General features: G+C 65.3%; 25 protein-coding genes and 4 tRNA genes. 17 read left to right on the forward strand and 12 right to left on the reverse strand.

What is annotated here, in order from left to right:
- Positions 1-170: 170 nt before the first annotated feature.
- Complete coding sequence (locus G6N51_RS15505; RefSeq protein ID WP_083168312.1) at positions 171-920, reverse strand: GNAT family N-acetyltransferase; 750 nt, start codon at positions 918-920, stop codon at positions 171-173.
- A 272-nt stretch (positions 921-1,192) separates the two neighbouring features.
- Here G6N51_RS15505 and G6N51_RS15510 point away from each other — a divergent pair, with 272 nt between their 5' ends.
- Both G6N51_RS15510 and G6N51_RS15515 read left to right on the forward strand, forming a co-directional pair.
- Entirely contained in the window at positions 1,193-4,279 is a 3,087-nt protein-coding gene (locus G6N51_RS15510) for a GNAT family N-acetyltransferase (protein ID WP_083168309.1), read from the forward strand.
- A 71-nt stretch (positions 4,280-4,350) separates the two neighbouring features.
- On the forward strand, positions 4,351-6,021 hold the full coding sequence (locus tag G6N51_RS15515; protein WP_163750721.1) for an APC family permease: 1,671 nt from the start codon (positions 4,351-4,353) through the stop codon (positions 6,019-6,021).
- A gap of 19 nt (positions 6,022-6,040) precedes the next feature.
- Here the strand turns inward: G6N51_RS15515 and G6N51_RS15520 are convergent, their stop codons facing one another.
- From G6N51_RS15520 to G6N51_RS15535, 4 genes are all read right to left on the reverse strand, one after another.
- Positions 6,041-6,385, reverse strand: a complete 345-nt coding sequence (locus tag G6N51_RS15520; protein WP_083168299.1) for an antibiotic biosynthesis monooxygenase family protein — start codon at positions 6,383-6,385, stop codon at positions 6,041-6,043.
- Between the two features lie 181 nt (positions 6,386-6,566).
- A tRNA-Phe gene (locus tag G6N51_RS15525) sits at positions 6,567-6,643 on the reverse strand.
- Positions 6,644-6,672: 29 nt separating this feature from the next.
- Positions 6,673-6,746: transfer RNA gene (locus tag G6N51_RS15530), tRNA-Asp, on the reverse strand.
- A 29-nt stretch (positions 6,747-6,775) separates the two neighbouring features.
- Positions 6,776-6,848: transfer RNA gene (locus G6N51_RS15535), tRNA-Glu, on the reverse strand.
- Between the two features lie 122 nt (positions 6,849-6,970).
- Here G6N51_RS15535 and G6N51_RS15540 point away from each other — a divergent pair.
- A tRNA-Lys gene (locus G6N51_RS15540) sits at positions 6,971-7,043 on the forward strand.
- Positions 7,044-7,075: 32 nt separating this feature from the next.
- Here G6N51_RS15540 and G6N51_RS15545 read toward each other — a convergent pair.
- Positions 7,076-7,975, reverse strand: a complete 900-nt coding sequence (locus tag G6N51_RS15545; protein ID WP_083168285.1) for a class I SAM-dependent methyltransferase — start codon at positions 7,973-7,975, stop codon at positions 7,076-7,078.
- 95 nt (positions 7,976-8,070) lie between these two features.
- On the opposite strand from G6N51_RS15545, the gene G6N51_RS15550 reads away from it, so the two are divergent.
- From G6N51_RS15550 to G6N51_RS15560, 3 genes are read left to right on the forward strand one after another with little or no spacing between them, the layout of a single operon-like run.
- Entirely contained in the window at positions 8,071-8,571 is a 501-nt protein-coding gene (locus G6N51_RS15550) for a nucleoside deaminase (RefSeq protein ID WP_083168281.1), read from the forward strand.
- Positions 8,572-8,613: 42 nt separating this feature from the next.
- Positions 8,614-9,000 (forward strand): ArsR/SmtB family transcription factor, encoded by a 387-nt coding sequence (locus G6N51_RS15555; protein ID WP_083168277.1) that lies wholly within the window; start codon positions 8,614-8,616, stop codon positions 8,998-9,000.
- A gap of 13 nt (positions 9,001-9,013) precedes the next feature.
- Complete coding sequence (locus tag G6N51_RS15560) at positions 9,014-9,214, forward strand: zinc transporter Slc39a7 (RefSeq protein WP_083168272.1); 201 nt, start codon at positions 9,014-9,016, stop codon at positions 9,212-9,214.
- Between the two features lie 6 nt (positions 9,215-9,220).
- Here the strand turns inward: G6N51_RS15560 and G6N51_RS15565 are convergent, their stop codons facing one another.
- A complete protein-coding gene (locus G6N51_RS15565) occupies positions 9,221-10,249 on the reverse strand; it encodes an oxygenase MpaB family protein (RefSeq protein WP_083168268.1) in 1,029 nt (342 codons plus the stop codon).
- Between the two features lie 67 nt (positions 10,250-10,316).
- On the opposite strand from G6N51_RS15565, the gene G6N51_RS15570 reads away from it, so the two are divergent.
- The 5 genes from G6N51_RS15570 to phoU all read left to right on the forward strand — a co-directional run bounded on the left by G6N51_RS15570 (position 10,317) and on the right by phoU (position 16,203).
- A complete protein-coding gene (locus tag G6N51_RS15570; RefSeq protein ID WP_083168263.1) occupies positions 10,317-10,922 on the forward strand; it encodes a TetR/AcrR family transcriptional regulator in 606 nt (201 codons plus the stop codon).
- A gap of 151 nt (positions 10,923-11,073) precedes the next feature.
- Positions 11,074-12,096 carry an acyl-ACP desaturase gene (locus G6N51_RS15575; protein WP_083168259.1) on the forward strand — a complete coding sequence of 341 codons (1,023 nt, stop codon included), beginning with the start codon at positions 11,074-11,076 and terminating at the stop codon, positions 12,094-12,096.
- Positions 12,097-12,102: 6 nt separating this feature from the next.
- A complete protein-coding gene (gene dusB, locus G6N51_RS15580; RefSeq protein ID WP_083168254.1) occupies positions 12,103-13,236 on the forward strand; it encodes a tRNA dihydrouridine synthase DusB in 1,134 nt (377 codons plus the stop codon).
- A gap of 215 nt (positions 13,237-13,451) precedes the next feature.
- On the forward strand, positions 13,452-15,479 hold the full coding sequence (locus tag G6N51_RS15585; RefSeq protein WP_083168250.1) for an LCP family protein: 2,028 nt from the start codon (positions 13,452-13,454) through the stop codon (positions 15,477-15,479).
- Positions 15,480-15,537: 58 nt separating this feature from the next.
- On the forward strand, positions 15,538-16,203 hold the full coding sequence (gene phoU, locus G6N51_RS15590; protein ID WP_083168246.1) for a phosphate signaling complex protein PhoU: 666 nt from the start codon (positions 15,538-15,540) through the stop codon (positions 16,201-16,203).
- Positions 16,204-16,222: 19 nt separating this feature from the next.
- Here the strand turns inward: phoU and pstB are convergent, their stop codons facing one another.
- The 4 genes from pstB to G6N51_RS15610 form a co-directional block, all read right to left on the reverse strand.
- On the reverse strand, positions 16,223-16,999 hold the full coding sequence (gene pstB / locus G6N51_RS15595) for a phosphate ABC transporter ATP-binding protein PstB (RefSeq protein ID WP_083168241.1): 777 nt from the start codon (positions 16,997-16,999) through the stop codon (positions 16,223-16,225).
- A gap of 180 nt (positions 17,000-17,179) precedes the next feature.
- On the reverse strand, positions 17,180-18,304 hold the full coding sequence (gene pstS, locus G6N51_RS15600) for a phosphate ABC transporter substrate-binding protein PstS (protein WP_083168236.1): 1,125 nt from the start codon (positions 18,302-18,304) through the stop codon (positions 17,180-17,182).
- Between the two features lie 164 nt (positions 18,305-18,468).
- Positions 18,469-19,374, reverse strand: coding sequence for a mycothiol synthase (mshD, locus tag G6N51_RS15605; protein WP_083168231.1), 906 nt, complete (start codon positions 19,372-19,374; stop codon positions 18,469-18,471).
- Positions 19,371-20,147 (reverse strand): winged helix-turn-helix transcriptional regulator, encoded by a 777-nt coding sequence (locus tag G6N51_RS15610; protein WP_083168226.1) that lies wholly within the window; start codon positions 20,145-20,147, stop codon positions 19,371-19,373. Before G6N51_RS15610 ends, mshD begins: the two co-directional genes overlap by 4 nt.
- 177 nt (positions 20,148-20,324) lie before the next feature.
- Between G6N51_RS15610 and lmeA the strand changes: the two genes are divergently transcribed.
- The 6 genes from lmeA (at position 20,325) to G6N51_RS15635 (ending at position 23,868) form a co-directional block, all read left to right on the forward strand.
- Complete coding sequence (lmeA, locus tag G6N51_RS15615; protein WP_083168223.1) at positions 20,325-21,137, forward strand: mannan chain length control protein LmeA; 813 nt, start codon at positions 20,325-20,327, stop codon at positions 21,135-21,137.
- 82 nt (positions 21,138-21,219) lie between these two features.
- A complete protein-coding gene (locus tag G6N51_RS29695) occupies positions 21,220-21,309 on the forward strand; it encodes an Ms5788A family Cys-rich leader peptide (RefSeq protein ID WP_368730642.1) in 90 nt (29 codons plus the stop codon).
- A 113-nt stretch (positions 21,310-21,422) separates the two neighbouring features.
- Positions 21,423-21,893, forward strand: a complete 471-nt coding sequence (locus tag G6N51_RS15620; RefSeq protein WP_083168219.1) for a DUF4395 domain-containing protein — start codon at positions 21,423-21,425, stop codon at positions 21,891-21,893.
- 35 nt (positions 21,894-21,928) lie between these two features.
- On the forward strand, positions 21,929-22,762 hold the full coding sequence (locus G6N51_RS15625) for a sulfurtransferase (RefSeq protein ID WP_083168215.1): 834 nt from the start codon (positions 21,929-21,931) through the stop codon (positions 22,760-22,762).
- A gap of 1 nt (position 22,763) precedes the next feature.
- Positions 22,764-23,066: a DUF1416 domain-containing protein gene (locus G6N51_RS15630; RefSeq protein WP_003877205.1), complete on the forward strand. Its 303-nt coding sequence runs from the start codon at positions 22,764-22,766 to the stop codon at positions 23,064-23,066.
- 193 nt (positions 23,067-23,259) lie between these two features.
- Complete coding sequence (locus tag G6N51_RS15635; RefSeq protein ID WP_232078559.1) at positions 23,260-23,868, forward strand: FABP family protein; 609 nt, start codon at positions 23,260-23,262, stop codon at positions 23,866-23,868.
- 223 nt (positions 23,869-24,091) lie between these two features.
- On the opposite strand, the gene G6N51_RS29230 is transcribed toward G6N51_RS15635, so the two are convergent.
- Positions 24,092-24,232: a hypothetical protein gene (locus tag G6N51_RS29230; RefSeq protein WP_232078404.1), complete on the reverse strand. Its 141-nt coding sequence runs from the start codon at positions 24,230-24,232 to the stop codon at positions 24,092-24,094.
- Positions 24,233-24,299 lie beyond the last annotated feature (67 nt).

A 24,299-nucleotide genomic window follows, 5' to 3' on the forward strand; every position in this document is an offset into this window, starting at 1 on the left:
GGAATCAGCCGCCGGACACCGATGACGACGCGAGGACAGCTCCCAAAGGTTGCCGGTGAGCAGCGGCTCGTCGACGCACTCCGGCCAAATCTCCCAACCAGGGATGAAGTGTTTTCGGAGTGGTCCGTGGCGGCAGGATCACTCTGCCGAGAGTCGTTGGGAACGCAAAGTTATCCGCTCATCCGCGGAATCTCGATCCGTGCGTAGTCAGCGAGCGGGTGCAATGCGACCGTCTCGCGGTCGCGGTACCAGGCGAGGAGCCGATTTCCCTCCTCGTCGTCGACCCGAGGAAAATCGCTGCCCTCGCCTGAGTCCCTAAAATACTCGATAAGGAAGTCCGCGAGCTGTTCTGCGCACACGGAGTTTTCGGGGGTGATCGCGTCGCGGCTGCCACTGAGGACGGTCAGGAACAGGTCGTGTACGCGTTTTTTTCCCTCGGCGTCAAGCCGCGGCTGAAAGTACGGTCCGACCACGACCTGCGCACCGCGCCGTGCGTAGAACGCCGCGCGTCGCTTCGGGTCGATGTCGCCCACGACCGGGTGGCGCCGCGGATCTTCGACCTCCGCGAGCACCAGCGTGGTGTTCGGGTCCGCGTGCCATCTCCGCTCGGCGGCGTCCATCAGCACATGACCGATGCCACCACCCCGAAGCCCGGGTTTCACCGAGACGTAGCCAATGAGGAGCGCACCCGAGTGTGGATAGGGATATCCCAGCAGGCAGCCGACCGGCGTTTCGTAGTCGAACGCGCAGAGCCCCCAAGGCGCGTCGCTGCCGCTATCCGCCAGTGCGCCAACGATAGTGTCCAACGAGTCGAGTTCGTCGGGCCCGAACGAGGGATGGAGGATTTCGCGATAGATCTCCTCGATAACGCCCGCGCCGGCTTCGGTCCGTATGTCACGGACCGCGATCCCGTTGGTCATCCTTCGATGCTGCCATTACCCGGGGTCGGCGTCGTTGTGCCTCTGTCAGATCGGTGCGCTCTATGAGATATTTGTGCCGCGCCGTCCGCGTCAGCCCAGACATCGGAGTGCTGCCAGGAGAGGTTCAATCGTGCCCCACGTCCCGGTAACAGTCGACCTCGAGCCCGTCCACGGGCGTGCAAATCGGAGTAGATCGTGAGGTCGGGCCGAAGAGCCGTAATTGCAAGTTGGCAGGGTTGGTGGCAGAAAACCGTTGAACCGAAGTTGGCCCCATGCATTGGCTAGACCATTTTAAAGTCTACTGGCAGGATTACGCCCTCCTAATAGCGATATCCGGGCTCGGTCTCCTTTTGTACACCCAGCTTTACCAGAGCTGGATGCTATTGACCCGCAGTTTGCCTCGGGAGGAACGCGCCTTTCTGCCATGGCAGGCCTTCGTTACACTGCTCTGGTTGATTCTGCGCGGATTGCAGGTGCGCTCGCTACACAAGGCCGCGCGCTTACGGATCGAAATTGAACTGCTGGACCGGCCACCTAAGCGTCCGATTGAATTGAAATTCGACAACAAAAAGGACTTCCACGACGCCACGCTCGAATGGAAGAACGAAAAGAAACAATGGAAAGACCGGATCCGCAGGCGGATGTCGGCGATCGCGAAGGAAGAGGAAAAAGAGCGCACGATCGACGTCGAAACTTGCTCGGCACTGCTTCGCGACAACGATATCGCACGCTATTTCAATGCATACCGGGGCGCAGAGAAGAGCTTCTTATCGAAGGTGACGATCAATTCTGGCTTCGTCGCCCCGCTGCACCTGTTAACCGGTGTCATGACATTCTACGAGCAGCATTGGCAGCCCGTCGTCAACGCGTACGGTCAATCCGTCATTCACCCAGGCGATGACTTCAGGGAGAAGCAGGCGCGCAAGATGCAGTCATTCATTTTCGATTGCTGGCTGCTGTGGGGCCCGAGCATTCCCATCTGTATTTGCCCGCAGTGGCAGGGTGAGGTGGCCCTGCAGTACGGCTACGGCGACGAAGACAATTCGCTAGCGTTGCGCTGTTCGTCGCCCGAAATTTTTCGCACGCTGCTCGGGCAGAACGACGGCGGCCACGACGGGCTGGCCCTGAGGGCCCGTGTTTCGGGCGTTTTGAAGTGGGGGCCGGACCTCAGCACCGTCGGGCTTTGCCCGGCACAGGACGCCATCGCGCAAAGAAGCGACGAGCGACTCGTCCTCGACATATCCGGCGGAGCAGGGGGGATCCGCCCCGCCGGCGGCACTTCCGAACAAGTGAAGGCGCAGTACTACTCGGCCTACCTGTGGATCGCGTTCGTTATGTGCAAGGCAGATCCCGACACGCACGAACCAAAACCACTGAACCCCGAGAACAAGTGGCGCGACCTTATTCCCTTTTTCATTCACGCCAACATCGCCGACCCCGTCGCCTACGAATTTCATGCGAGGCAACTCGCCCGGGAAGCCGTTGAAGCGGCCATACAGTTGCTCGAGGATGAGCAAGACCTGATTCTACGTTTTGCCTGCGCGATCGACGAAACCGGCTGCGGTCACGACTCGCCCTATGTACTGCCCGTATCGCCCACGGAAAAGATCTCGGCAATAATGAGGCGGTTCGCCGACGAGGCAAAGAGACAGGGGCACGGGTCGGCGCTACGGCGGCTAGAGTTTGCCTCAAAAGAACCTTTCGAGCACGGCGACTACGCTTCGTGCGCATTGCCGCAAATAGTGAAGCGTTTCTATGAAGACATCGACGCGAAAGGGCTCGAGTTTCGAGAGCTGCGATACACCCGCAAATCCGATCTCGATCTGCTGAGGATCTTCTACGACGACTGCTTCGAACCCGAATTCCCTGACGAAAACGAACGCGAATCACGCGAGGAGATAGAAAATTACTTACGCGCCAAGGAGTTCGGTTGGTACGAGAAGAACAACTACCATGTCATTCTCATGCTCGATAAAGACGACGAACTGCTCGGGGGCGCGATTGCGGACTACCTCAATGAACCGAATGCCGGAGTGATCGAGTACATCGTCATCAAGCCCGAACACCGGAACGCCGGGTTGGGCAGTCAGCTGTTGGAATGCGTCGAGCGCGTCCTGCACGACGACGCGGACAAAGCCCAGAATCGTCCGCTCGACTGGATTGCGGCGGAGATTGACGACCCGTTCGTCACCCCACGGCCCCTGCAGGGAGTCGACCCCTTCGCGGTGGCAAGAAAATGGGGAAAATGGGGATATCGATTGCTCGACTTCCCGTACCGCCAACCGGCCCTCGCCGAAACTAAGAAACCCGTCGATACGATGTTTCTCAGCGCCAAACTCTGCCATGGCGGGAAATTTCAGCCAAAACACAGCGACAAGAAATTTCTCCCGAAGTCGGACATCGAAAGCCTTCTCATCGCATACCTGCGCTTGGCAATGCGAATCGACGATCCGCAGCACCACGAGGACTTCCAAGCGATGCATAACTCCATGCCGGACGAAGTTCCGCTGGTCGACCTGGAGAAATATCTCGGACCGGAAGATGGGCTTGTAGACGCCAAGGAGGTCATCGGCGCCCAAGATCCCGAACTGGTCCGCGCGCTTGAGCTGTACAACAACGTTTTTGGCCGTGAGATCGGCAAGGATGATTACTGGAAGGTGTCCCGGCCACCCGACGGATTGACGGACCGCATCGAGTGCCGCGACCACCTGTGGACGATTCGCAGCGCCGCGGAAGCGCAATGCGAAGGAGTGGCCTCCTTCGTCACGCTGCCCAACGCGGGGTTCGTCCGGTACATCGAGTTTCACGATCGATGGCCCGACTCCGACATGCTCCGTGGCCTGATCGCACGCATCGAGGAGCGCATGGTCCGCGACGCCATTCGCTCGGGCAAGCAGATGAAGCGCGACGGCGAGCAAATGATTCGCCACGGCAAGCGATTGGGCCGCTCCGGCAAGAAGAAGACGGTGGAACTGGGCGAAGAAATGCGGGACGCCGGCACGAAGAAGCTCGAGGACGACAAGAAAAAGGGACTGAACGGTGCAGGTGCGCGCGGCTGGTACATCGAATGCGCCGACCCGACAAGGCAAGACTTGCTGCTGGACACCGGCTTCTGGGAACTCGACCTTGAGTACCCACTACCTCCGCCGCCCGCCCGTCCAATTCGCCTGATGTACAAGCCGTTTGGTCGCGTGTACGATCCCCCCACCATCAACAGCAAGGTGCTCCTCCAGGTCGTCAGGGAGATTGATGAGTCGGCGTACGGCACGCCCAAACCAGACGTCGGCAAACTCGAAAAATGCCTGCAGGGTGATTTCGAGATCAAGGCAAAGTCAAAGCGCGAAAATGGTGAATCGTGACCGCGCGCTCACCACGCGGGTGGGTAACCTACAAGGGTTTGCGGTCGGGAACTCTCAGCGCAACGGAAAATGTGGTCATCGCCGTCACGTCCGTCGCACCGGCTTACAGCCTGGCCGCGACGCTCACGGCTCTGGTGGCCCTGGTGGGCCCAAAAGCGCCGGCGCTGTTCATCATCGGTTTTATCCCGACTATGCTCACCGCGTTCGCGTTTCGCGAACTGGCCAAGAAAGCTCCAGACTGTGGGTCCACCTTCACCTGGACCACGCGCGCCTTCGGCCCTTGGGTGGGCTGGATTTCCGGCTGGGCTTTGGTCATCGCCTCGATGGTGGGCGTCGGCAACGGCGCACAGGTCGCGACGGTCTACCTGCTGGAAGCGCTGGACCTGCATTCGCTCGCGCATTCCACGGCGACGCGAATCGCGGTGGGCGGCGTGGCCGTCGCTGTCTTCGTCGTGCTCGTCGCCCTGCGGTTGCCGGATAATGATGGCACACAGCGCCATTCGACCGCCCTGCTGGTGATAGAGGCCGCCGTTCTGGTGCTGCTCACCGTCGTCGCGCTGGTAATGCTCAGCTCGCACGCGCAGTCCGTCGCGACCCAGATCGCGGTGGGCGGCGTGACCGTCCTGGTTCTCGTCGCCTTGTGTCTACGGGGCATCGACGGCACACAGCGTTACCAGGCGGTGCTGCTGGCGATCGAGCTCTCCATGCTGTTGATGGTCAGCGGTGTCGCGTTGTGGAAGGTCATTACCCACGACGCGGGACCGCAGGCCGTGATGCCGCAGGTGAATTGGTTTTTGCCGCGGGGGCTATCGGCCTCGAGTATTGCCGGCGGCACCGTCCTGTGCGTATTCGCGTTCTGGGGCTGGGACGCCTCGCTGTCGGTGTCGGAGGAAACCAAAGAACCCCGCCGCAACCCCGGTCGCGCCGCCGTGATCGCCACCTTTATCCTGCTCTTGACCTATGTCCTGGTGAGCGTCGCGTTGCAGGCCTTCGCCGGTTTCGGCAGCACCGGAATCGGCCTGAGAAATCCGGCGAACGCCAACGACACACTCGCCGCGCTGGGCAACCCGGTCATTGGCACCGGCCTGGCCGTGGTTCTGCTGCTCGCGATCAGCTCGTCGTCGGTGGGCGCGGTGCTGACCTATGTAGCCCCCACCGCGCGGACGGTGCTGGCGATGGCGGTCTACGGCGCCCTGCCACGGCGGTTCGCGTTGCTTCACCGCCAATACCAGACACCGTGGCTGGCCACCCTCGTCATCGGTTTGGGCGGCTTTGCGATCTATGCGCTGATGACGCTGTTGAGCCGAAATTCGTTGCCGGACATGGTTTCCTCGCTCGCGTTGGTCACCACCTTCTACTACGCCCTGACCGCTTACGCGTGCGTGTGGATCTACCGGGGCGACTTGCGCGAGAGCGCAGGAACATTTTTGCTGCGCGGCGTGCTGCCGTTGCTCGGCGCTCTCGCTATGACGTGGGCCTTCGTCTGGAACGCCATCGACGCCTACTCGCCCGCCTACGGCAAGACCCACGTAGGCCCGGTCGGCGGCGTGTTCATCATGGGCGTCGGGCTGCTCGTCCTCGGCATCCCGCTTGCACTGCTATGCGCCCTCCGCCAACGTGCCTTCTTCAGGGGCAAGACCCTCAATGACAAGACTGTGTTCACCGATGCCGCGACAGAGCCTGGCAGCGATAGCGCGCTGGGACCGCTGCGACGACGCCAGCCCACCCGGGCAAACCATTGACGCGCGCAGCATCGGAGCCTTAGCCCGAGGGGATCCCGCCCAACGACTCCACGCGACCGTCTGCCTGATTGAAGTGATAGGCCCGGCGCGGCTCGCAGACCGTGATCGCGTACTCACTGAAGAACTCGGCGCGGGCGCGGACCTGGGTTTCCAGGTGTTCCGGGTGATTCCGCCAGGCGAGCAACTGCGCCTCCGTCTCGAATTCGACCAGCGTCAGCGTCTCGCCGTCCTCGGCGGCGAATTCCTTATAGTCCACGAAGCCCGGCATCTGGGTGCCTAGCTCGTACATGCGTGCGCCCAGTGCCTCCAGGGCCGCCAGATCGGCGTCGGGGCGTAGCCGCGATCGAAACACCACAATCACCATCGCAGCCTCCTTAGACGCAATGCGACCGCTCGTTGGCCTGACCGTAACAGTCCATCCGCCCGGTCGTCGGGTTGTTCCTCGTCGTTTGTGGCTACCGCACGTCGGCGCGGTCGCGCTCAATCGGGACAGCTGTTCCCGACCGCATCCAGAGAGCGAACACATGAATCACGCGCACGAATCTTGGTGGCCAGGGGCGGGATCGAACCGCCGACCTTCCGCTTTTCAGGCGGACGCTCGTACCGACTGAGCTACCTGGCCGGAAGGCATGAAGTGCCTCGCCGAATCGGCGACCCTGACGGGACTCGAACCCGCGACCTCCGCCGTGACAGGGCGGCGCGCTAACCAACTGCGCCACAGGGCCTTGCTGCTGCTTCGCGTTACCGCGTCGCGTACCCCCAACGGGATTCGAACCCGTGCTACCGCCGTGAAAGGGCGGCGTCCTAGGCCACTAGACGATGGGGGCCAGAACCGAATCACTCCGGGGTACTCGCAACGTGGTTTCGTTAGGAGCCACGTCAGCTTAGGTCACCGCGGGCACAATCCTCAAACGAGCCGCGTTTCGGGTCCAAGTATCCTGTGTCTTCGGCCCCTATAGCTCAGTTGGTAGAGCTACGGACTTTTAATCCGCAGGTCCTAGGTTCGAGTCCTAGTGGGGGCACCGAAGCGTTTTTTGGCCTCGGCAGCTGGCGCTCATCGCCCGAGCACCGCGCTGCTGTAGGTGACGTCGGCGAAGGCTTGGGCGACCTCGTCGTCGGCGTAGACGAACCCGTTGGCGGCGTGCAGTTGGGCGACCGTCTGCGACGAGGTGCGCCAGCCCCGCTGGCCGAGGTGGTCGACGATGTGGCTGCGCTCGCCGTGATAGACGAGGTCGTTGAAGTCGACCTCGAACCCGAGCTCGCGCATCCGGTCGTGATGCGCCCGCCACCGCGGATCGGCGAAAACGGCGGTGTCGGGCACAAAGTCGAAGGCCAAGCGGCTGCCCGGGGCGCTCAGCGCGGTGATGTTGTCGAACAGCGCGTCCTGCGCCGCCTCGGGCAGGTACACCAACAGCCCCTCGGCGCTCCACGCCGACGGCGCCTCCGGATCGAATCCCGCGTCGCGCAGCGCCGTGGCCCAGTCGTCACGCAGGTCGACCGCGACGGCGCGCCGCTCGGCGGTCGGCTCGGCGCCGAGGTCCTCGAGGGTCAGCGTCTTGAACTCGATCACCTCCGGCATGTCGACCTCGTAGACGACAGTGCCGGTCGGCCACGGCAGGCGGTAGGCGCGCGCATCGAGCCCCGAGGCGAGGATCACCGCCTGACGGATCCCACTGCGCGTCGCTTCCAAGAAGAAGTCGTCGTAAAACCTTGTCCGACAGGCCATTCCCCGCGCCATCCGCTGCGGATCGAACTCGGAAGCCCCGCCGGCCGGGATCTCGCCGTTCACCAGCCGGACGTAGACGTCGATCCCGACGGCCCGCACGAGCGGAGCCGCGTAGGGGTCGTCGATCAACTTCGCGTCGGAGGACAGGGCCCGCTGGGCCGCGACCATCGTCGCCGTCGCCCCCACGCTCGTCGCCAGGTTCCAACGATCACGATCGGTGCGCGCCATCGTGCTCCCTCATCCCGATTCAGAAAATTAAATAGACAATCTAGTCAGTATCGCAGGGCCGATCCCCGGCGCCCGGCGGGACTACTCTCCGAGCTGTGACCGACTTCGCCCAACGGACGATCGAGCTGGCCCGCCGAAACGTCGCGGAGGGCGGGCGCCCATTCGCGGCGGTGATCGTCAACGACGGCGAAGTCCTCGCCGAAAGCGCCAACAAGGTGGCCCAGACCAACGATCCGACCGCGCACGCGGAGATCCTGGCCATCCGCGAGGCGTGCATGAAGCTGGGCACCGAGCACCTCGTCGATGCCACGATCTACGTGATGGCACACCCGTGCCCGATGTGCCTGGGCTCCCTGTACTACTGCTCACCGAAGCAAGTGATCTTCCTGATCACCCGCGAGGCCTACGAGCAGTACTACCTCGACGACCGCAAGTACTTCGAGGTGTCGACCTTCTACGACGAATTCGCCAAGAGCTGGGACCAGCGGCGCTTGCCCATGCGCTACCAACCCCAAGAAGATGCGGTGGACGTCTACCGGTTGTGGAACGAGCGCAACGGCGGCCAGCCCCGGTCCACGTTCGTCCCGTCGGCCTGAACACCCATTGGCAGGGGTGCCCGGTCTCATTATTATTTGCGTATGCACGCAGATAACGGCGCAGGCCGGTTGCCGGATGACCAGGCGAACCTTGTCGTCGAGGTCTTCCGGATGCTGGCCGACGCCACCCGGGTGCAGGTGCTGTGGTCACTCACCGACCGCGAGATGTCGGTCAACGAACTCGCCGAGCACGTGGGCAAGCCGGCACCGTCGGTCTCCCAGCACCTGGCGAAACTGCGGATGGCACGCCTGGTCCGCACCCGCCGGGAGGGGACCACCATCTTCTACAGCCTGGAGAACGACCACGTCCGGCAGCTCGTCACGGACGCCGTCTTCAACGCCGAGCACGCCGGTCCGGGCGTGCCCGGTCACCACCGCAAGGCGGGCGGCCTGAAGGCCGTCGGCGATCGACACGGCGCATCTACTTAAGGAGACGACACCGATGCCCGCGCAACACACCCACGACGCGCCCCACGCGCACGACCACGAACACGGCGACGTCAGCCACGCGCACGCCCACACCGCCCATGAGCACGACCATGTCCAGCACGAACACGCCCACCGCCACGCCGACGGCACCGAGCACAGCCATCAGCACGTGCACCAGGCGGGCCTGGAGGACGTGCACGGTCACGCCCACTAGAGGGCACTAAACCTCGGGGCAGTAGTGGCTCGGGTCGCCGCGCCGGTCGAGCGGCGGCAGATTGCGTGCCGGCGTCTGCGGCAGCGGCGCGTCGGCCGGGATGCGCCCGGATGCGCGGTCGAGGCCGGCGCGGGCCCGCGGGTGCTTGCGGTACCTGGGGGGCACAAACGCGAAGACCAGCCGCACCAGGTTGCCGAAGCGCCGGTGCAGCCACTCGTCGCGGTCGGTCCACTCAAAGCCCAACCGTTCGCGAACGGCCGGGTGATACAAGCCGACCGTGAGCCAGACGAAGAACGGCCGCGACAGCTTGGTCAGGCCGCCCCACAGCCAATCCGGGAGCCAGGGAGCGATCGGCAGCTTGTCATATATGGTCAGATCAAGCACGGCCCGCGTCGCGTAATTATCCTCTAATACGTTGCGGCACATGTGATCCCAGTAATCCTGAAATTCCTCCCAGGTCTTGGGCACCGGGCGCATGCTCATGCCGTACATCCGGTACCACTGAATGTGTTCGTCGAAGAGTTGGCGCTTGTCGGCCTCGGTCAGGCCGCCGCCGAAGCGTTCGGCCACCAGGATCGTGCCCATGAAGAAAGTGGAGTGTGCCCAATAAAAGACGTCGGGATTCAGCGCGTGGTACCGACGCCCCTGGTCGTCCACGCCCTTGATGTCGGTGTGGTAGTCGCGGACCTCGGCACCCGTCGTCGGAGCCCGGTCGCCATCGAAGACCACCCCGCCGATCGGGTACAGCGACCGCATCACCCGCGGCAAGGGTTCCCGGAAGAAGGTCGAGTGTTGCTCCACCGCGGCGCCCAACTGCGGGTGCATGTTCTGCATGGATCCCGCGAACGGGCCCTGCAGCATGCCGCGCCAATCACCGAAGTACCGCCACGTCAGCGAATCGGGCCCCAGCGGGATCGGTGGTGCTTCATAGCCCATGGGCGACACCGGGCAGCCAGCGGCCACGGTTGGCGCGCCCGAAGCGCCGCGCACGACGTCGCTAGTCGCTGGGCGGGGTCCGGACGTATGTTGAGTCACTATTGGATTCCTGTAGGTATCTGCAAAACTGACTACATGCGTTGTCAGTTTCAAGCTTAGGAGCGATGTGCAGTCCGGTCAACGACGGGGCCGTTGGACCGGCGTCCCCTTGGGGGATCGCCTCACCCTCCGTCGCGAGAACCTCATCGCCGCCGGTGTGCAATTGCTCGGCGGCGACGGTCGGCCCGCGCTGACCGTGCGTGCGGTGTGCCGCAAGGCCGCGCTGACCGAACGCTACTTCTACGAAAGCTTCGCTGACCGTGACGAGTTCGTGCGCGCGGTCTACGACGACGTGTGCACGCGCGCCATGGATGCCCTCACGTCGGCGAACACCCCGCGGGAAGCCGTCGAAAAGTTTGTCGAGCTGATGGTCGACGACCCGGTCCGGGGCCGCGTGCTGTTGCTCGCGCCGGCGGTCGAGCCGATATTGACCCGCTCGGGCGCGGAGTGGATGCCCAACTTCATCGAACTGCTGCAGCGCAAGCTGTCCCGGATCGGCGATCCGGTGTTGCAGAAGATGATCGCCACCAGCCTCGTTGGCGGACTGTCGAGCCTGTTCACCGCGTACCTCAACGGACAGCTCGGCGCGACGCGCAAACAATTCATCGACTACTGCGTCAACATGCTCTACGTCACGGCGGCCCCGTACGTGCCCGCCCCCGACCTGGGGTAGTGCGGCCCCTGTTTATCGCCCGCCCCGGAGCGGCAAATCTCAAGACCGATGGCATCGAACTGTTATGCGGCGCGCGGCCGAGCAGCTTGATGCTACTGGGGTACACAGATATATTGACTGCTACCCATCGACACAGATAACCGGAGGCCCTATGTCAGCCGAGCTGACAAACCTACAGCTGCTGCACGAGCTCGAACCGGTGGTCGAGAAATGCCTCAACCGGCACGAGAGCATGCACAAGAACTGGAACCCGCACGACTACATCCCGTGGTCGGACGGCAAGAACTTTTACGCACTGGGCGGGCAGGACTGGCACCCCGAGGAGAGCAAGCTCTCCGACCTCGCCCAGGTAGCGATGGTGCAGAACCTGATGACGGAGGACAACCTGCCGTCGTATCACCGCGAGATCGCGATGAACTTCGGCCTGGACGGCCCGTGGGGCCAGTGGGTCAACCGGTGGACCGCCGAGGAGAACCGGCACGGGATCGCGCTACGTGACTACCTGGTGGTGACCCGCGCGGTCGACCCCGTCGAGCTGGAGAAGCTGCGCATCGAGGTGGTGAACCGGGGCTTCAGCCCGGGCCAGAACCAGCAGATCCGAGCCGACCTGTTCGCCGAGAGCCTGTTCGACTCCGTCATCTACGTGACCTTCCAGGAGCTGGCGACCCGGATTTCGCACCGCAATACCGGCAAGGCGTGCAACGAGACGATCGCCGACCAGTTGCTGGCGAAGATCTCAGCCGACGAAAACCTGCACATGATCTTCTACCGCGACGTCAGCGACGCCGGGTTCTCTGCGTCGCCGAACCAGGCGATGAAGTCCCTGCACAAGGTGCTGCGCAATTTCCAGATGCCGGGCTATCAGGTCCCCGAGTTCCGGCGCAAGGCCGTCTTTATCGCCGTCGGAGGGGTCTACGACCCCCGCATCCACCTCGACGACGTGGTCATGCCGGTGCTGAAGAAGTGGCGCATCTTCGAGCGCGAGGACTTCACCGGTGAAGCGGCGGCGATGCGCGACGACCTCGCCCTGCTGATCAAGGAACTCGAGCAGGCCTGCGAAAAGTTCGAGATATCGAAGCAGCGCCAGCTCGACCGGGAAGCCCGCACAGGCAAGAAGACCACGGCGTTCGAGCTGCACCAGACCGCGGGCAAACTGGTGATGAGCCGCCGGTAGTCAGCCTTGCGCATCGGTCCCATCACGCTCGCCAGCCCGGTGGTGCTGGCCCCAATGGCAGGCGTTACTAATGTTGCATTCCGGACCCTGTGCCGGGAACTGGAGCAGTCGAAGGTCGGCACGGTCAGCGGGCTCTATGTCTGCGAGATGGTGACGGCGCGCGCTCTCGTCGAGCGGCACCCGGTCACCATGCACATGACTACGTTCGCGCCGGACGAGTCGCCGCGCTCATTGCAGCTCTACACCGTCGATCCGGCCACCACCTACGCCGCCGCCAAGATGATCGCCGACGAGGGGCTGGCCGACCACATCGACATGAATTTCGGCTGCCCGGTGCCCAAGGTGACCAAGCGCGGCGGCGGGGCGGCGCTGCCGTACAAGCGACGGTTGTTCGGCCAGATCGTGGCGGCGGCCGTGCGCGGCACCGAGGGCACGAAGATTCCCGTGACCGTCAAGTTCCGCATCGGTATCGATGACGAGCACCAGACGCACCTCGACGCCGGCCGCATCGCCGAAACCGAGGGTGCCGCCGCCGTCGCGCTACACGCCCGCACGGCGGCGCAGCGCTACTCCGGCACCGCCGACTGGGAGCAGATCGCCCTGCTCAAGCAGCACGTGCGGACGATCCCCGTGCTGGGCAACGGCGACATCTACGACGCCAGCGACGCCCTGACGATGATGGCCACCACAGGATGTGACGGCGTCGTGATCGGCCGCGGCTGCCTGGGCCGGCCCTGGCTTTTCGCCGAGCTGTCGGCGGCGTTCACCGATAGCCCGGCCCCCACCCCGCCCACGCTGGGCGAAGTCGCCGACATCGTCCGCCGCCATGGCCAGTTGCTGGCCGCGCACTTCGGCGAGGACAAGGGCATGCGCGACATCCGCAAGCACATCGGCTGGTACCTGCACGGCTTTCCGGCCGGCTCCGAGCTGCGCCGGGCGCTCGCGATGGTCAAGACGCTCGACGAACTCGATTCGCTGCTCAGCCAATTGGACGCCACCGTCGCGTTCCCGGACGCGGCCAGCGGCCCCCGGGGCCGGCAGGGTTCACCCGCCCGGGTGGCGTTGCCCGAAGGCTGGCTGACCGACCCCGACGACTGCCGCGTCCCGGCCGGCGCCGACGTGATGCACTCCGGCGGCTGACGACCGCTCGAAATCGCGTCCGGACCGATAACTCAGTACCATGTGGACCTTGCTGCATTGCGCGTTGGTGGGGCGGATCGGTAACGCGCCGCCACCCGGGGGCGACAAAGGAATGCGACCCACGGGTGGCACGAGCCGCAGCGCTGACAACACGCTGGGCCGACACCACGCACGGACACGGACATCCGCATCAGAGCTTCGGAGGCCGGTAGGACATGAGTGACGCCGAGGGCGACGCCACTCCTGGCGCTCGGCGCGCGGCGTTGGGCGCCGCGCCGTGGGAGCGGTTCTCGGAGCCGCCGTCCGACTACCGCCTTCACTTATGGCAGACCGATGGTGTGGTCGAGACCGTTGCGCCTCGAGCGGCCGATGACAACGACTCCGGGTGCCACACGAGTGGCGGGGTCAGCGTCGCCGACCTGATCGCGAAACTCGGTGCCCCGTCGACGGGCCGGTCCACTCACCGCCGCGCCGAACCGGAGCCCGAACCCGCAGACGACGCCGAATCGGGCCTGCCGGTCGAGCTGCAACAGACTCAGGTGATCGAGGACCTGGCGTACTCGCTCGGCGCGGTCTCGGAGCTCCCCGACCTCGGCGCCGCCGACTATCCGCACGGAGACGGGTCCGCGTCCGGCGGGAAGCTCGACGCGGACACGCGCAGAACCGGCCGCCGCCGGCCGATGCTGCTGGCCGCGCGCTCGCTGGCGGCCCTGCTCGCCGCGCTGGCCCTCGTCATGACCGGCGGGGCGTGGAAATGGAGCACGTCGAAGAACGCGCGGCTCAACACCATCAGCGCCCTCGACCAGGACTCCAGTGACATTCGCGACCGCAACGGACAATACGGGGACGAGGACTTCTTGATCGTCGGCCTCGACTCCCGCGCCGGCGACAACGCCAACATGGGCGCCGGCAGCACCGATGACGCGGACGGCGCCCGCTCGGACACCGTGATGCTGGTCAACATTCCGGCCAACCGCAAACGCGTGGTGGCGGTGTCGTTCCCCCGCGATCTCGCGATCACCCCGATGCAGTGCGAGGCGTGGAACCCGAACACCGGTAAGTACGGGCCGCTCTACGACGCGAAGTCCAAGTCCTGGGGTCCCAAGATGGTCTACACCGAGACCAAACTCAACTCGGCATTCGCCTTCGGCGGCCCGAAATGTCTGGTGAAGGAAATCCAGAAGCTGTCCGGCCTGAGCATCAACCGTTTCATCGCCGTCGACTTCTCCGGGTTCGCCAAAATGGTCGACGCCCTGGGCGGTGTCGAGGTCTGCTCGAAGACCCCGCTGCACGACTACGAACTGGGCACGGTCCTCGAACACGGCGGGCGCCAAGTCCTGGACGGCACCACCGCGCTGAACTACGTCCGGGCCAGGCAGGTCACCACCGAAACGAACGGGGACTACGGCCGCATCAAACGCCAGCAGCTGTTCCTGTCGTCGCTGCTGCGTTCGTTGATCTCCGAGGACACGCTGCTCGACCTCAACAAGCTCAACAACGTCGTCAACATGTTCATCAGCGACACCGTCGTCGACAACGTGCAGTCGAAGGACTTGATTCAGCTCGGTCAGTCGTTGCAGGGGATGGCGGCCGGGCACGTCACCTTCGTCACCGTGCCGACCGGCATCACCGACCAGAACGGCGACGAGCCGCCGCGCATGGCCGATATGCGAGCGTTGTTCGACGCCATCATCAACGACGATCCGCTGCCGGAGGAAAACGACCAGAACGCAAAGAATCTGGAGACCTCCGACGACAAGTCGGGGCAGACGAAGGCGCCCGCTACCAAGAAGGCACCGGCCCCCGCGCCGACACCCGAGGCCCGACACGAGCAGATCACCACGACCACACCGGGCGACGTCACGGTGCGGGTCTCCAACGCCACGACGCAGAGCGGCCTGGCGGCCACCGCCACCAGCCAGCTCAAGCGCGACGGCTTCAATGTGATGACGCCGGACGACTATCCGAGTTCGGTGAACACGACGACCGTGTTGTTCTCGCCCGGCAACGAGCAGGCGGCGGCGACCGTGGCGTCCTCCTTCACCAATGCGAAGGTCCAGCGGGTTTCCGGCTACGGGCAGGTGGTGCAGGTGGTGCTCGGACCTGACTTCAAGGCGGTCGCCACTCCCCAGCCGAGCGGTTCGTCGATCAGCTTGCAGATCGAACGCGGTTCCGGCAGCGCCCCACCCAAGCTGCCCGAGGACCTGACCGTCACCAACGCCGCCGACACCACCTGCGAGTGAGCGCATTTGGCGGCGGTGCGGCCCCCATTTTCGGCGCCGAGAACGTAGGCTTGGCGATATGCGGACCGCCTACCATGAGCAGCTTTCGGAGTTATCCGAGCGCCTAGGCGAGATGTGCGGGTTGGCGGGCGTCGCCATGGAGCGGGCCACCCAGGCGCTGCTGCAAGCGGATCTGGTGCTGGCCGAGCAGGTGATCTCCGATCACGAAAAGATCGCCGCGCTGAGCGCCCAGGCCGAGGAAAGCGCCTTCGTGCTCCTTGCCCTGCAGGCGCCGGTGGCCGGCGACTTGAGGTCCATCGTGAGCGCGATTCAGATGGTGGCCGACATCGACCGGATGGGCGCGCTGGCCCTGCACGTCGCGAAGATCGCTCGCCGTCGGCATCCCCAACACGCGCTGCCCGAAGAGGTCAACGGTTACTTCGCCGAAATGGGCAGGGTCGCAGTTGAATTGGGCAACAGCGCGCAAGAGGTGGTGATGTCGCGCGACCCGGAGAAAGCCGCCCGGATCCGCGAAGAGGACGACGCGATGGACGATCTGCACCGCCATCTGTTCTCGGTGCTGATGGACCGCGAATGGAAGTACGGTGTGGCGGCCGCGGTCGACGTGACCCTGCTGGGCCGGTTCTACGAGCGCTTCGCCGACCACGCCGTCGAAGTGGCACGTCGCGTCATCTTCCAGGCGACCGGCAAACTGCCCGACGAGGAAACGAATCCCCCCTCGTAGTGGGCGAAAGCACGTCCAGCTAGCCGAAGCGGCCGGAGATGTAGTCCTCCGTGGCCTTCTGGCTGGGGTTGGAGAAGATCTTCTCGGTGTCGTCGACTTCGATCAACCGCCCCGGCTTTCCTGTCGCTTCCAGGTTGAAGAACGCGGTGTAGTCGCTGACCCGGGCGGCCTGCTGCATGTTGTGGGTGACGATGACGATCGTGTAGTCCTGCTTCAACTCACTGATCAGCTCCTCGATGGCCATCGTCGAGATCGGGTCCAGCGCGGAGCACGGCTCGTCCATGAGCAACACGTCGGGTTGCACAGCGATGGCCCGCGCGATGCACAACCGCTGCTGCTGCCCCCCGGACAATCCGCCGCCGGGTTTGTCCAACCGGTCCTTGACCTCATCCCACAGGTTTGCGGCGCGCAGTGAGTGTTCGGATGTCTCATCGAGCAGCTTGCGGTCGCGTACCCCCTGCAGCTTCAGGCCGGCCACCACATTGTCGCGAATCGACATGGCGGGGAACGGGTTCGGTCGCTGGAACACCATCCCAATCGCCCGACGCACACCAACCGGGTCTACACCGGGGCCGTAGATGTCTTGGTCGTCGAGCAGCACGCTGCCCTCGACCCGGCCGCCGGGGATGACCTCGTGCATCCGGTTCAGCGTGCGCAGCACGGTCGTCTTGCCGCAACCCGACGAGCCAATGAACGCCGTTACACTGCGGGGCAGAATGGACAGCGTCACATCCGCGACCGCTTTGAACGACCCGTAGTAGATGTTGACGGCTTTGAGGTCCAACCGCTTGGCCACTTACTGCTCCTGCCTACGACGTTTCGGCGCCATGTTGATGGTGGCGATCACCAGGATGAGGGTTCGGGCGGCACCCCACAACCGATCCGTGGGGATCGGGTTCAGGCCGGCGCTGGTCTGCTTCTACATCATGCCAGGCGGTCTTTCGGCGGACGAAGTTCCCGCAATGTCCCCACCTGGTCACTGCAGCGCCTCGATCGCGGCAGCCAGCCGGTCTTTGACCTTGTCGGGCAGCGGAACGTAGCCCGCCGAGGGAAGATCCGTCTGCCCCCTGCCAGCGGCGACGGTGAGGAACGACTTGATCGCTCCCGAGGTGTCCGGATCGGATCCCTTCGAGCAGACGATCTCGTAGGTCGCCAGCAGCAACGGGTAGGCGCCCGGCTCCTGGGAGGAGTACATCGGGTTCAGGTCGAGCACCAGGTCATTGCCGTCGGCCACGAAATTGGCCGCCTTCACCGCGTTGCCGGCCGTCTCGTTGGTAAGCGGGACTACGACGCCGTTGTTGGTGGCGATCCGCGCGTAGGGCATCGCGGACTGGTCGGCAAACCCCTTCTCGACGTATCCGATGGCTCCCGGGGTGGCCCGCACGGCCTCAATGACCCCGGCCGATTTCGGGGCGCCCTCGCCCACCCCGCCCTGAAAGTCGGTGCCCACGCCTTTGGTCCAGCTCTGCGGCGCGGCGGCCGTCAGAAACTTCTGCAGGTTGTCGGTCGTCCCCGACGAGTCCGCCCGGTAGATCGGCGTGATCTTCGTATCGGGCAGTAAGACACCGGGATTGAGGGCCGCGAGGATCGGGTCGTTCCAGGCCGTGATCCGTCCGCTGAGGATCTTGGCCAACGCGTCGCTGCTCACCACCAGCGCCGGGACTCCAGCCAGGTTGTAGACCAGGGCGATCGGCCCGAACACCAGCGGCAAGTCCCACGCCGGGTTTCCGTCGCAGCGGGCGGCGGCCGGACCGATCTGGTCGGCGGCCAGCGGGGAGTCGGCCCCCGCGAAATCGACGTGGCCGGCGATGAACTGCTCGCGACCCGCGCCCGAACCAGTCGGGTTGTATGACACGCTCTTGCCCGGGCAGTACTGCCCCCAGACCTGGTTGAACAGCGCCATCGCGTTCAGTTGGGCCGTCGAGCCTTCGGCCGTGAGCTTGTTCTTGCCGGCGCATCCCGCGGTGCCCGTTGGCCCGGAGAGGGCTGCCGTTGACGCCGCCCGGCGGTCGTGATCTCTGCCACAGCCCGCCAGCGCGGCGCTCACGATGGCTGCCACCATCAGCGCCGCCAGCGCCCTGCCTCCCCTGTCGAGTCTCACCGATCCCGCTCCCTGAGCCATTCGGACCCGCGTGCGCCGCCGGCCATCCCCCAAGAGGTTGCCGGGTCGCGGCGAAAGTATGCTCCGATGCACCCCGCGGCACCATCTCATTAGCAAACGCAGGTGAACGGCCGGGGATACCGGGCGGCCGCCTGCGCGGGTGGTCACTCGGGAGCGACCGCGTAGGCGGTGTCCACGCTGTAGGTGCTGAAGCCCAGACGCTGGTAGGTGCGCACCGCGGCGACGTTGTCGGACTCCACGTAGAGCAACACGGTCGGGTCGGCCGAGCCGGCCAGCCGGTGCGCCAATGACTCGATACCGATGGCCGTCAACATCCGCCCCATGCCGCGGCCCTGCGCCGCGGGGTCGACACCCACGACGTAGACCTCTCCCAAGCCGGGCTGATCGGGATGCACCTTGGTCCAGTGGAAGCCCAGCAGCTTGCCCCCCTGATCGGCTTCGTCGAATGCGAGGAACAACCCGGCCGGGTCGAACCATGGTTCGTTGCGCCGCTCGGCCAGCTGGATTTCGGTCCAGCCACCCTGTTCGGGATGGTCAGCGAAGGCGGCGTTGTTGACGCGCAGGAGCTCAGCGTCATCGGTGTCGCCCGCGTAGGTGCGCACCCGCACGCCGGGCACCGGGTCCGCCAGGTCCTGGGCGTCACGCAACGTGCGTCGCATCTGCAGCAGTTCACGCACCGGGACCAGACCCAGCGCGGAGGCGGTGGCCTGGGCGGGCTCGAGGGTGCCGTGCGCCCAGAACCGGTTGCGCCCGGCCGTCTCGGCCAGCGCCGCACGGGCCAGCGCCGTACCGAGCCCACGCCGCCGGACCCGCGGGTGCACCACGAGTTCGGCCATTGCGGCATCCGTGTCGCGCGAGAGATTGAGGTAGCCGACGATCTCGTCGGCCTCGGTGATTGGCAGGTGCCCGGTGCGGTCGTGCGCGAGCTCGCGCAGCACCTGCTCGCCGACGGGCGCCACACCATCGAATTCCGTTGCCGCGCTGATGAGTTCGCGCACTTGCCGCTGCTCGTCGGCGGTCAGCGTCGAGCGCCAGGCGGGCGGGGTCACTGACTGCGTAGGGGGTCGCCCAGGGGTTCTTGCAGGTCCTCGGAGTGGGCCTCGACGTCGTCGGCGGCTTCGTCCTCAGCGGGATCCGCTATCGGCGCGCGGCCGCGTGCCGGCCGGACGGCCTTGTACCCGACGTTGCGTACGGTGCCGATCAATGCCTCATACTCGGGGCCGAGTTTGGCGCGCAGTCGACGCACGTGCACGTCTACCGTGCGGGTGCCACCGAAGAAGTCGTACCCCCACACCTCGTGCAGCAGCTGGGCGCGGGTGAACACGCGCCCGGCATGCTGGGCCAGGTACTTGAGCAACTCGAACTCTTTGTAGGTCAGGTCGAGCGGGCGGCCCCGCAGTCTCGCGGTGTAGGTGCCCTCGTCGATCACCAGCTCGCCCAGGCTCACTTTGCCGGCGCTTTCCTGGTCGGCCTGCCCGCCGCGGCGGCCGACCACCAGCCGCAGCCTGGCGTCGATCTCGGCGGGGCCGGTGCTCGGCAGCAGGATCTCGTCCAGTCCCCAGTCGGCGCTGACCGCCACGAGGCCGCCTTCGCTCACCACGGCCAGGACGGGAACCGACCGGCCCGCGGTGCTCAACAGCCGGCACAGGCCGCGCGCCGACGACAGGTCGGTGCGCGCGTCCACGAGCACGGCGTCCGCCGTCCCCGCCTCGAGCAACGAGGACGGTTCGGCCGGCGCCGTCCGGACGGCGTGAGGAAGCAGCGACAGCGACGGCAGGACCGGGTCGGGATGCAGCTCCGAGGTCAGCAGTAATAGCTCCAACTAGCCCCTCCAGCTCGGGGGAACGGCATCTTCACAAGTCGCAACGCAACAACGCGTTAGTTGCCAGGTCACCTAACGATAACTTGCCACCTGCCATTTTTGCGTGGCGACGGCGCCAGTGTGAGCCCCGCCACCCGGGTGGTCCGGCGCACGGCGCAGAGACGGTTACGCGACAATATGCGGGTGCGCAAGCTGCTGATCGGGCTGGCGGCCGCGGCCATCGCCGTGACCGTGGTCACGCTCGGCGCGGTCGCCGTCGACTTCGGGAGCAGCATCTACGCCGAATACCGGCTCTCGTGCAGCGTGCGCAAAGCGGCCAATCTGAGGTCGGACCCGTTCGTCGCGATCGTCGCATTCCCGTTCATCCCACAGGCATTGCGTGACCACTACAACCAGGTGGAGATCAAGGCCAACGCCGTCGACCATGCGACGGTCGGCAAGGCCACGCTGGAAGCCACGATGTATTCGGTCGATCTGGCCCACACGTCCTGGCTGATCGGGCCGGACGCGAGACTGCCGGTGGGCAAACTGGAGAGCCGGATCATCATCGGCTCGACCCATCTGGGCAGGTACATGGGCATCAGCGACTTGATGGTCGAGGCGCCGGCCAACGAAACCAACACCGCTACCGGCGGTGTCACCGCATCGGGCATCTCCGACAGCCATGGGCTGGTGTTCAGCGGCACCCCCCATTCGGCCAACTTCGAGCACCGGGTCAGCGTCTCGGTGGACCTCTCCATCGCCCCGGAAGACCAGGCGACGCTGGTGATCACGCCGACCGGCGTCCTAACCGGGCCGGACACCGCCGACCAAGCCGTCCCGAACGACAAGCGGGATGCGGTGCTGCGCGCCTTCACCGCCCGGCTGCCCAACCAGCGGCTCCCGTTCGGAGTGGCACCGAAGACCGAGGGGGCGCGCGGCTCCGACGTCATCATCGAGGGCATCAGCTACGGGACGACGGTCGACCTGGACGGCTTCAAGCAGTCGTGAGCCGGTCGGCCCCCGAGTGCGCGGTCCGCGGAGCAACCTCCGCTGATTTGATCGTTGTCCGTCATTCGGTAAGCTTGCCGGCGTGCTAGCCCGCCTTGAGCCTCTGCTCACCCAACGCCGCGCAGTCGATCTGTGCCGCACCGCGGGCTGTTGCTGTCGCTGTAGCTGCTGAGTCGCACGCGCTTTCGCGTAGCACTCGGAGCCGCCCGGAACGTTACCGTGGCCCGTCTCCCGTCGTTCGTTCCCAACAGCACAAAAGCAACAGGCTTATCCAGGAGTAGTCCCGTGCCGAGCAGCAACACCACCACCCAGCCGGACACCGTCGACGTGCGGGGCCCCAGGTTCGCCGCGTGGGTTACCACCGCGGTCCTGGTGATCACGCTCGCCGCGTCCGCCGCCAGCCCGGCGTTGGCGGCGGTCATCCTCGGCGTGCAGGCCGCCATCTTCGCCATCGGCGCCGTCTGGGGGCCGCGCAAGCACCCCTACGGCCGGATATTCGCCGCTGTCGTGGCGCCCCGACTGGGCCCCGTTGTCGAGCGCGAGCCGGCCGCACCGCTGAAGTTCGCCCAGCTCGTCGGCCTGATCTTCGCGCTCGCGGGTGTCGCCGCGTTCGCCGCCGGCGCCTTTCTGATCGGCGTCATCGCCACCGCCGCCGCGCTCACCGCCGCCTTCCTGAACGCCGCATTCGGGATCTGCCTGGGCTGCCAGCTCTACCCACTGGTCGCGCGTTTCCGAGGCGCCGCCCGCACCACATGACCTGTTCATAGAAAGCGATCGAAAGGATCCCCCGCATGGCACGCTCCGACGTCCTGGTCTCCGCGGACTGGGCCGAGAGCAATCTCGACGCCGCCGGTGTCGTCTTCGTCGAGGTCGACGAGGACACCAGCGCATACGACACCGGCCACATCCCCGGCGCGATCAGGCTGGACTGGCGTTCCGACTTGCAGGACCCCGTCAAGCGCGACTTCGTCGACGCACAGCAGTTCTCCAAACTCCTCAGCGAGCGTGGCGTCTCCAACGACGACACCGTGATCCTCTACGGCGGCAACAACAACTGGTTCGCCGCCTACGCCTATTGGTACTTCAAGTTGTACGGCCACGAGAAGGTCAAGCTGCTCGACGGAGGCCGCAAGAAGTGGGAACTCGACGGGCGCGCGCTGTCCAGCGACGCGGTTAGCAGGCCGGCCACCTCATACAGCGCCGCCGCCCCGGACAACAGCATCCGGGCGTTCCGCGACGAAGTGATCGCGGCCATCAACGCCAAGAACCTGGTCGACGTGCGTTCGCCCGACGAGTTCTCCGGCAAGATCTTGGCGCCGGCGCATCTGCCGCAGGAGCAGAGCCAGCGGCCCGGCCACATTCCCGGGGCGATCAACGTGCCGTGGAGCCGGGCTGCCAACGAGGATGGCACCTTCAAGTCCGACGAGGAGCTGGCCAAGCTGTACGCCGACGCCGGCCTGGACGGCACCAAGGAAACGATCGCGTACTGCCGGATCGGGGAGCGTTCGTCGCACACCTGGTTCGTGCTCCGGGAATTACTCGGCCACAAGAACGTCAAGAACTACGACGGAAGTTGGACGGAATACGGCTCCCTGGTGGGTGCCCCGATTGAGTTGGGAAGCTGATATGTGCTCTGCCCCGAAGCAAGGAGTGACGCTGCCGGCCAGCGTCGACTTGGAGAAGGAAACGGTGATCACCGGCCGAGTCGTGGACAGCGATGGCCAGGCGGTGGGTGGCGCGTTCGTCCGCTTGCTCGACTCGTCGGACGAGTTCACGGCCGAGGTCGTCGCATCGGCGACCGGCGACTTCCGGTTCTTCGCCGCCCCGGGGTCCTGGACGCTGCGCGCCTTGTCGGCGGCCGGTAACGGGAACGCCGTGGTGACCCCGTCCGGCGCGGGCATCCACGAGGTGGACGTCAAGATCGCCTGAGACCCCCGCTGCACCGACGACCACCTCCCGTGGCTAATAGACTGGTCCCCGTGGTGCTGTTCTTCGAGATCATGCTGGTCGTGTCGGTCGTGGTGATCTCATGGTTTGCGCTGTACACGCTCTACCGGCTCATCACTGACGAATCGTGACTTCTGACGAGCCATTGAGTCCGGCGAGCTCCGGCGATCGCGCGATGGCCGCCGCCGCGGAGCGCGCCAAGCTCACCGCCGGCCGCAATATTCCCGCCTTCGACGACCTGCCGCTTCCTGCCGACACCGCCAACCTGCGGGAAGGCGCCAACCTGCACGACGCATTGTTGGCGCTGCTGCCGCTGGTCGGTGTGTGGCGCGGACACGGCGAGGGCCGTGCCCATGACGGCGATTACCGGTTCGGCCAGCAGATCGTGGTCTCGCACGACGGCGGTGATTATCTGAATTGGGAATCCCGCACGTGGCGGCTCAGCGACACGGGTGATTACCAGGAACACGGGTTGCGCGAGACGGGGTTCTGGCGCTTCGTCAATGATCCCGACGACCCCAGCGAATCTCAGGCCATCGAGTTGCTGCTGGCCCATTCGGCCGGCTACGTGGAACTGTTCTACGGCCGGCCGCGTACCCAGTCGTCGTGGGAGTTGGTGACCGACGCGCTGGCCCGCAGCCGATCGGGCGTGCTGGTCGGTGGCGCGAAGCGCCTCTACGGCATCGTCGAGGGCGGCGACCTGGCCTATGTCGAGGAGCGGGTGGACGCCGACGGCGGCCTGGTTCCCCATCTTTCGGCGCGGCTCTCGCGGTACGCCGGGTAACCGCCGACCCGCTCGTTCGACCTCCAACCGGCCACCTCCGGTGTCATCATGTGCGTGCAACCACGATCGAAGGAGGTCGGCGGATGCGTCGTAGTGTGACGACGTCCCCTCCTGCCCGCCGCATCGCGTCCGTCGTCGGCCTACTTCTCCTTGGGTATCTGTGCCTTCTGGCGCTGCGGCCTTCGACCAGTGACGCCCTGCCGTCGTGGTTGAGGTGGTTCGGTCAGCCCGGGTCGGGACCCACGCTGTTGGTGACGTTGGCGATCCTGGCTTTTTTCGTGATGGCGTTTCGATCGGCCGGCGTCGGGCGCACGACAGGCATCTCATTCACCGTTATCGCAGCCTTGATCAGCTTGACCGGCATACTCGGCCTCAGCTCCTATTGGTCTTGTCACGACGCCAACCATCCGGCGTTGTTCACCCCGCTGATG

The organism is Mycobacterium paraseoulense (genome assembly GCF_010731655.1).
GTDB classification, from domain to species: domain Bacteria; phylum Actinomycetota; class Actinomycetes; order Mycobacteriales; family Mycobacteriaceae; genus Mycobacterium; species Mycobacterium paraseoulense.

Bases quoted from the DNA above. Each gene is read 5' to 3' on its own strand.
- G6N51_RS15520 (WP_083168299.1), bottom strand. From the start codon at position 6,385: ATGGTGATTGTGGTGTTTCGATCGCGGCTACGCCCCGACGCCGATCTG.
- G6N51_RS15510 (WP_083168309.1), top strand. From the start codon at position 1,193: ATGCATTGGCTAGACCATTTTAAAGTCTACTGGCAGGATTACGCCCTC.
- phoU (WP_083168246.1), top strand. From the start codon at position 15,538: ATGCGGACCGCCTACCATGAGCAGCTTTCGGAGTTATCCGAGCGCCTA.
- G6N51_RS15505 (WP_083168312.1), bottom strand. From the start codon at position 920: ATGACCAACGGGATCGCGGTCCGTGACATACGGACCGAAGCCGGCGCG.
- G6N51_RS15575 (WP_083168259.1), top strand. From the start codon at position 11,074: ATGTCAGCCGAGCTGACAAACCTACAGCTGCTGCACGAGCTCGAACCG.
- lmeA (WP_083168223.1), top strand. From the start codon at position 20,325: ATGCGGGTGCGCAAGCTGCTGATCGGGCTGGCGGCCGCGGCCATCGCC.
- G6N51_RS15585 (WP_083168250.1), top strand. From the start codon at position 13,452: ATGAGTGACGCCGAGGGCGACGCCACTCCTGGCGCTCGGCGCGCGGCG.
- G6N51_RS29230 (WP_232078404.1), bottom strand. From the start codon at position 24,232: ATGCCGGTCAAGCTGATCAAGGCTGCGATAACGGTGAATGAGATGCCT.
- G6N51_RS15635 (WP_232078559.1), top strand. From the start codon at position 23,260: ATGGCCGCCGCCGCGGAGCGCGCCAAGCTCACCGCCGGCCGCAATATT.
- G6N51_RS15545 (WP_083168285.1), bottom strand. From the start codon at position 7,975: ATGGCGCGCACCGATCGTGATCGTTGGAACCTGGCGACGAGCGTGGGG.
- G6N51_RS15560 (WP_083168272.1), top strand. From the start codon at position 9,014: ATGCCCGCGCAACACACCCACGACGCGCCCCACGCGCACGACCACGAA.
- G6N51_RS15630 (WP_003877205.1), top strand. From the start codon at position 22,764: ATGTGCTCTGCCCCGAAGCAAGGAGTGACGCTGCCGGCCAGCGTCGAC.
- G6N51_RS15555 (WP_083168277.1), top strand. From the start codon at position 8,614: ATGCACGCAGATAACGGCGCAGGCCGGTTGCCGGATGACCAGGCGAAC.
- G6N51_RS15625 (WP_083168215.1), top strand. From the start codon at position 21,929: ATGGCACGCTCCGACGTCCTGGTCTCCGCGGACTGGGCCGAGAGCAAT.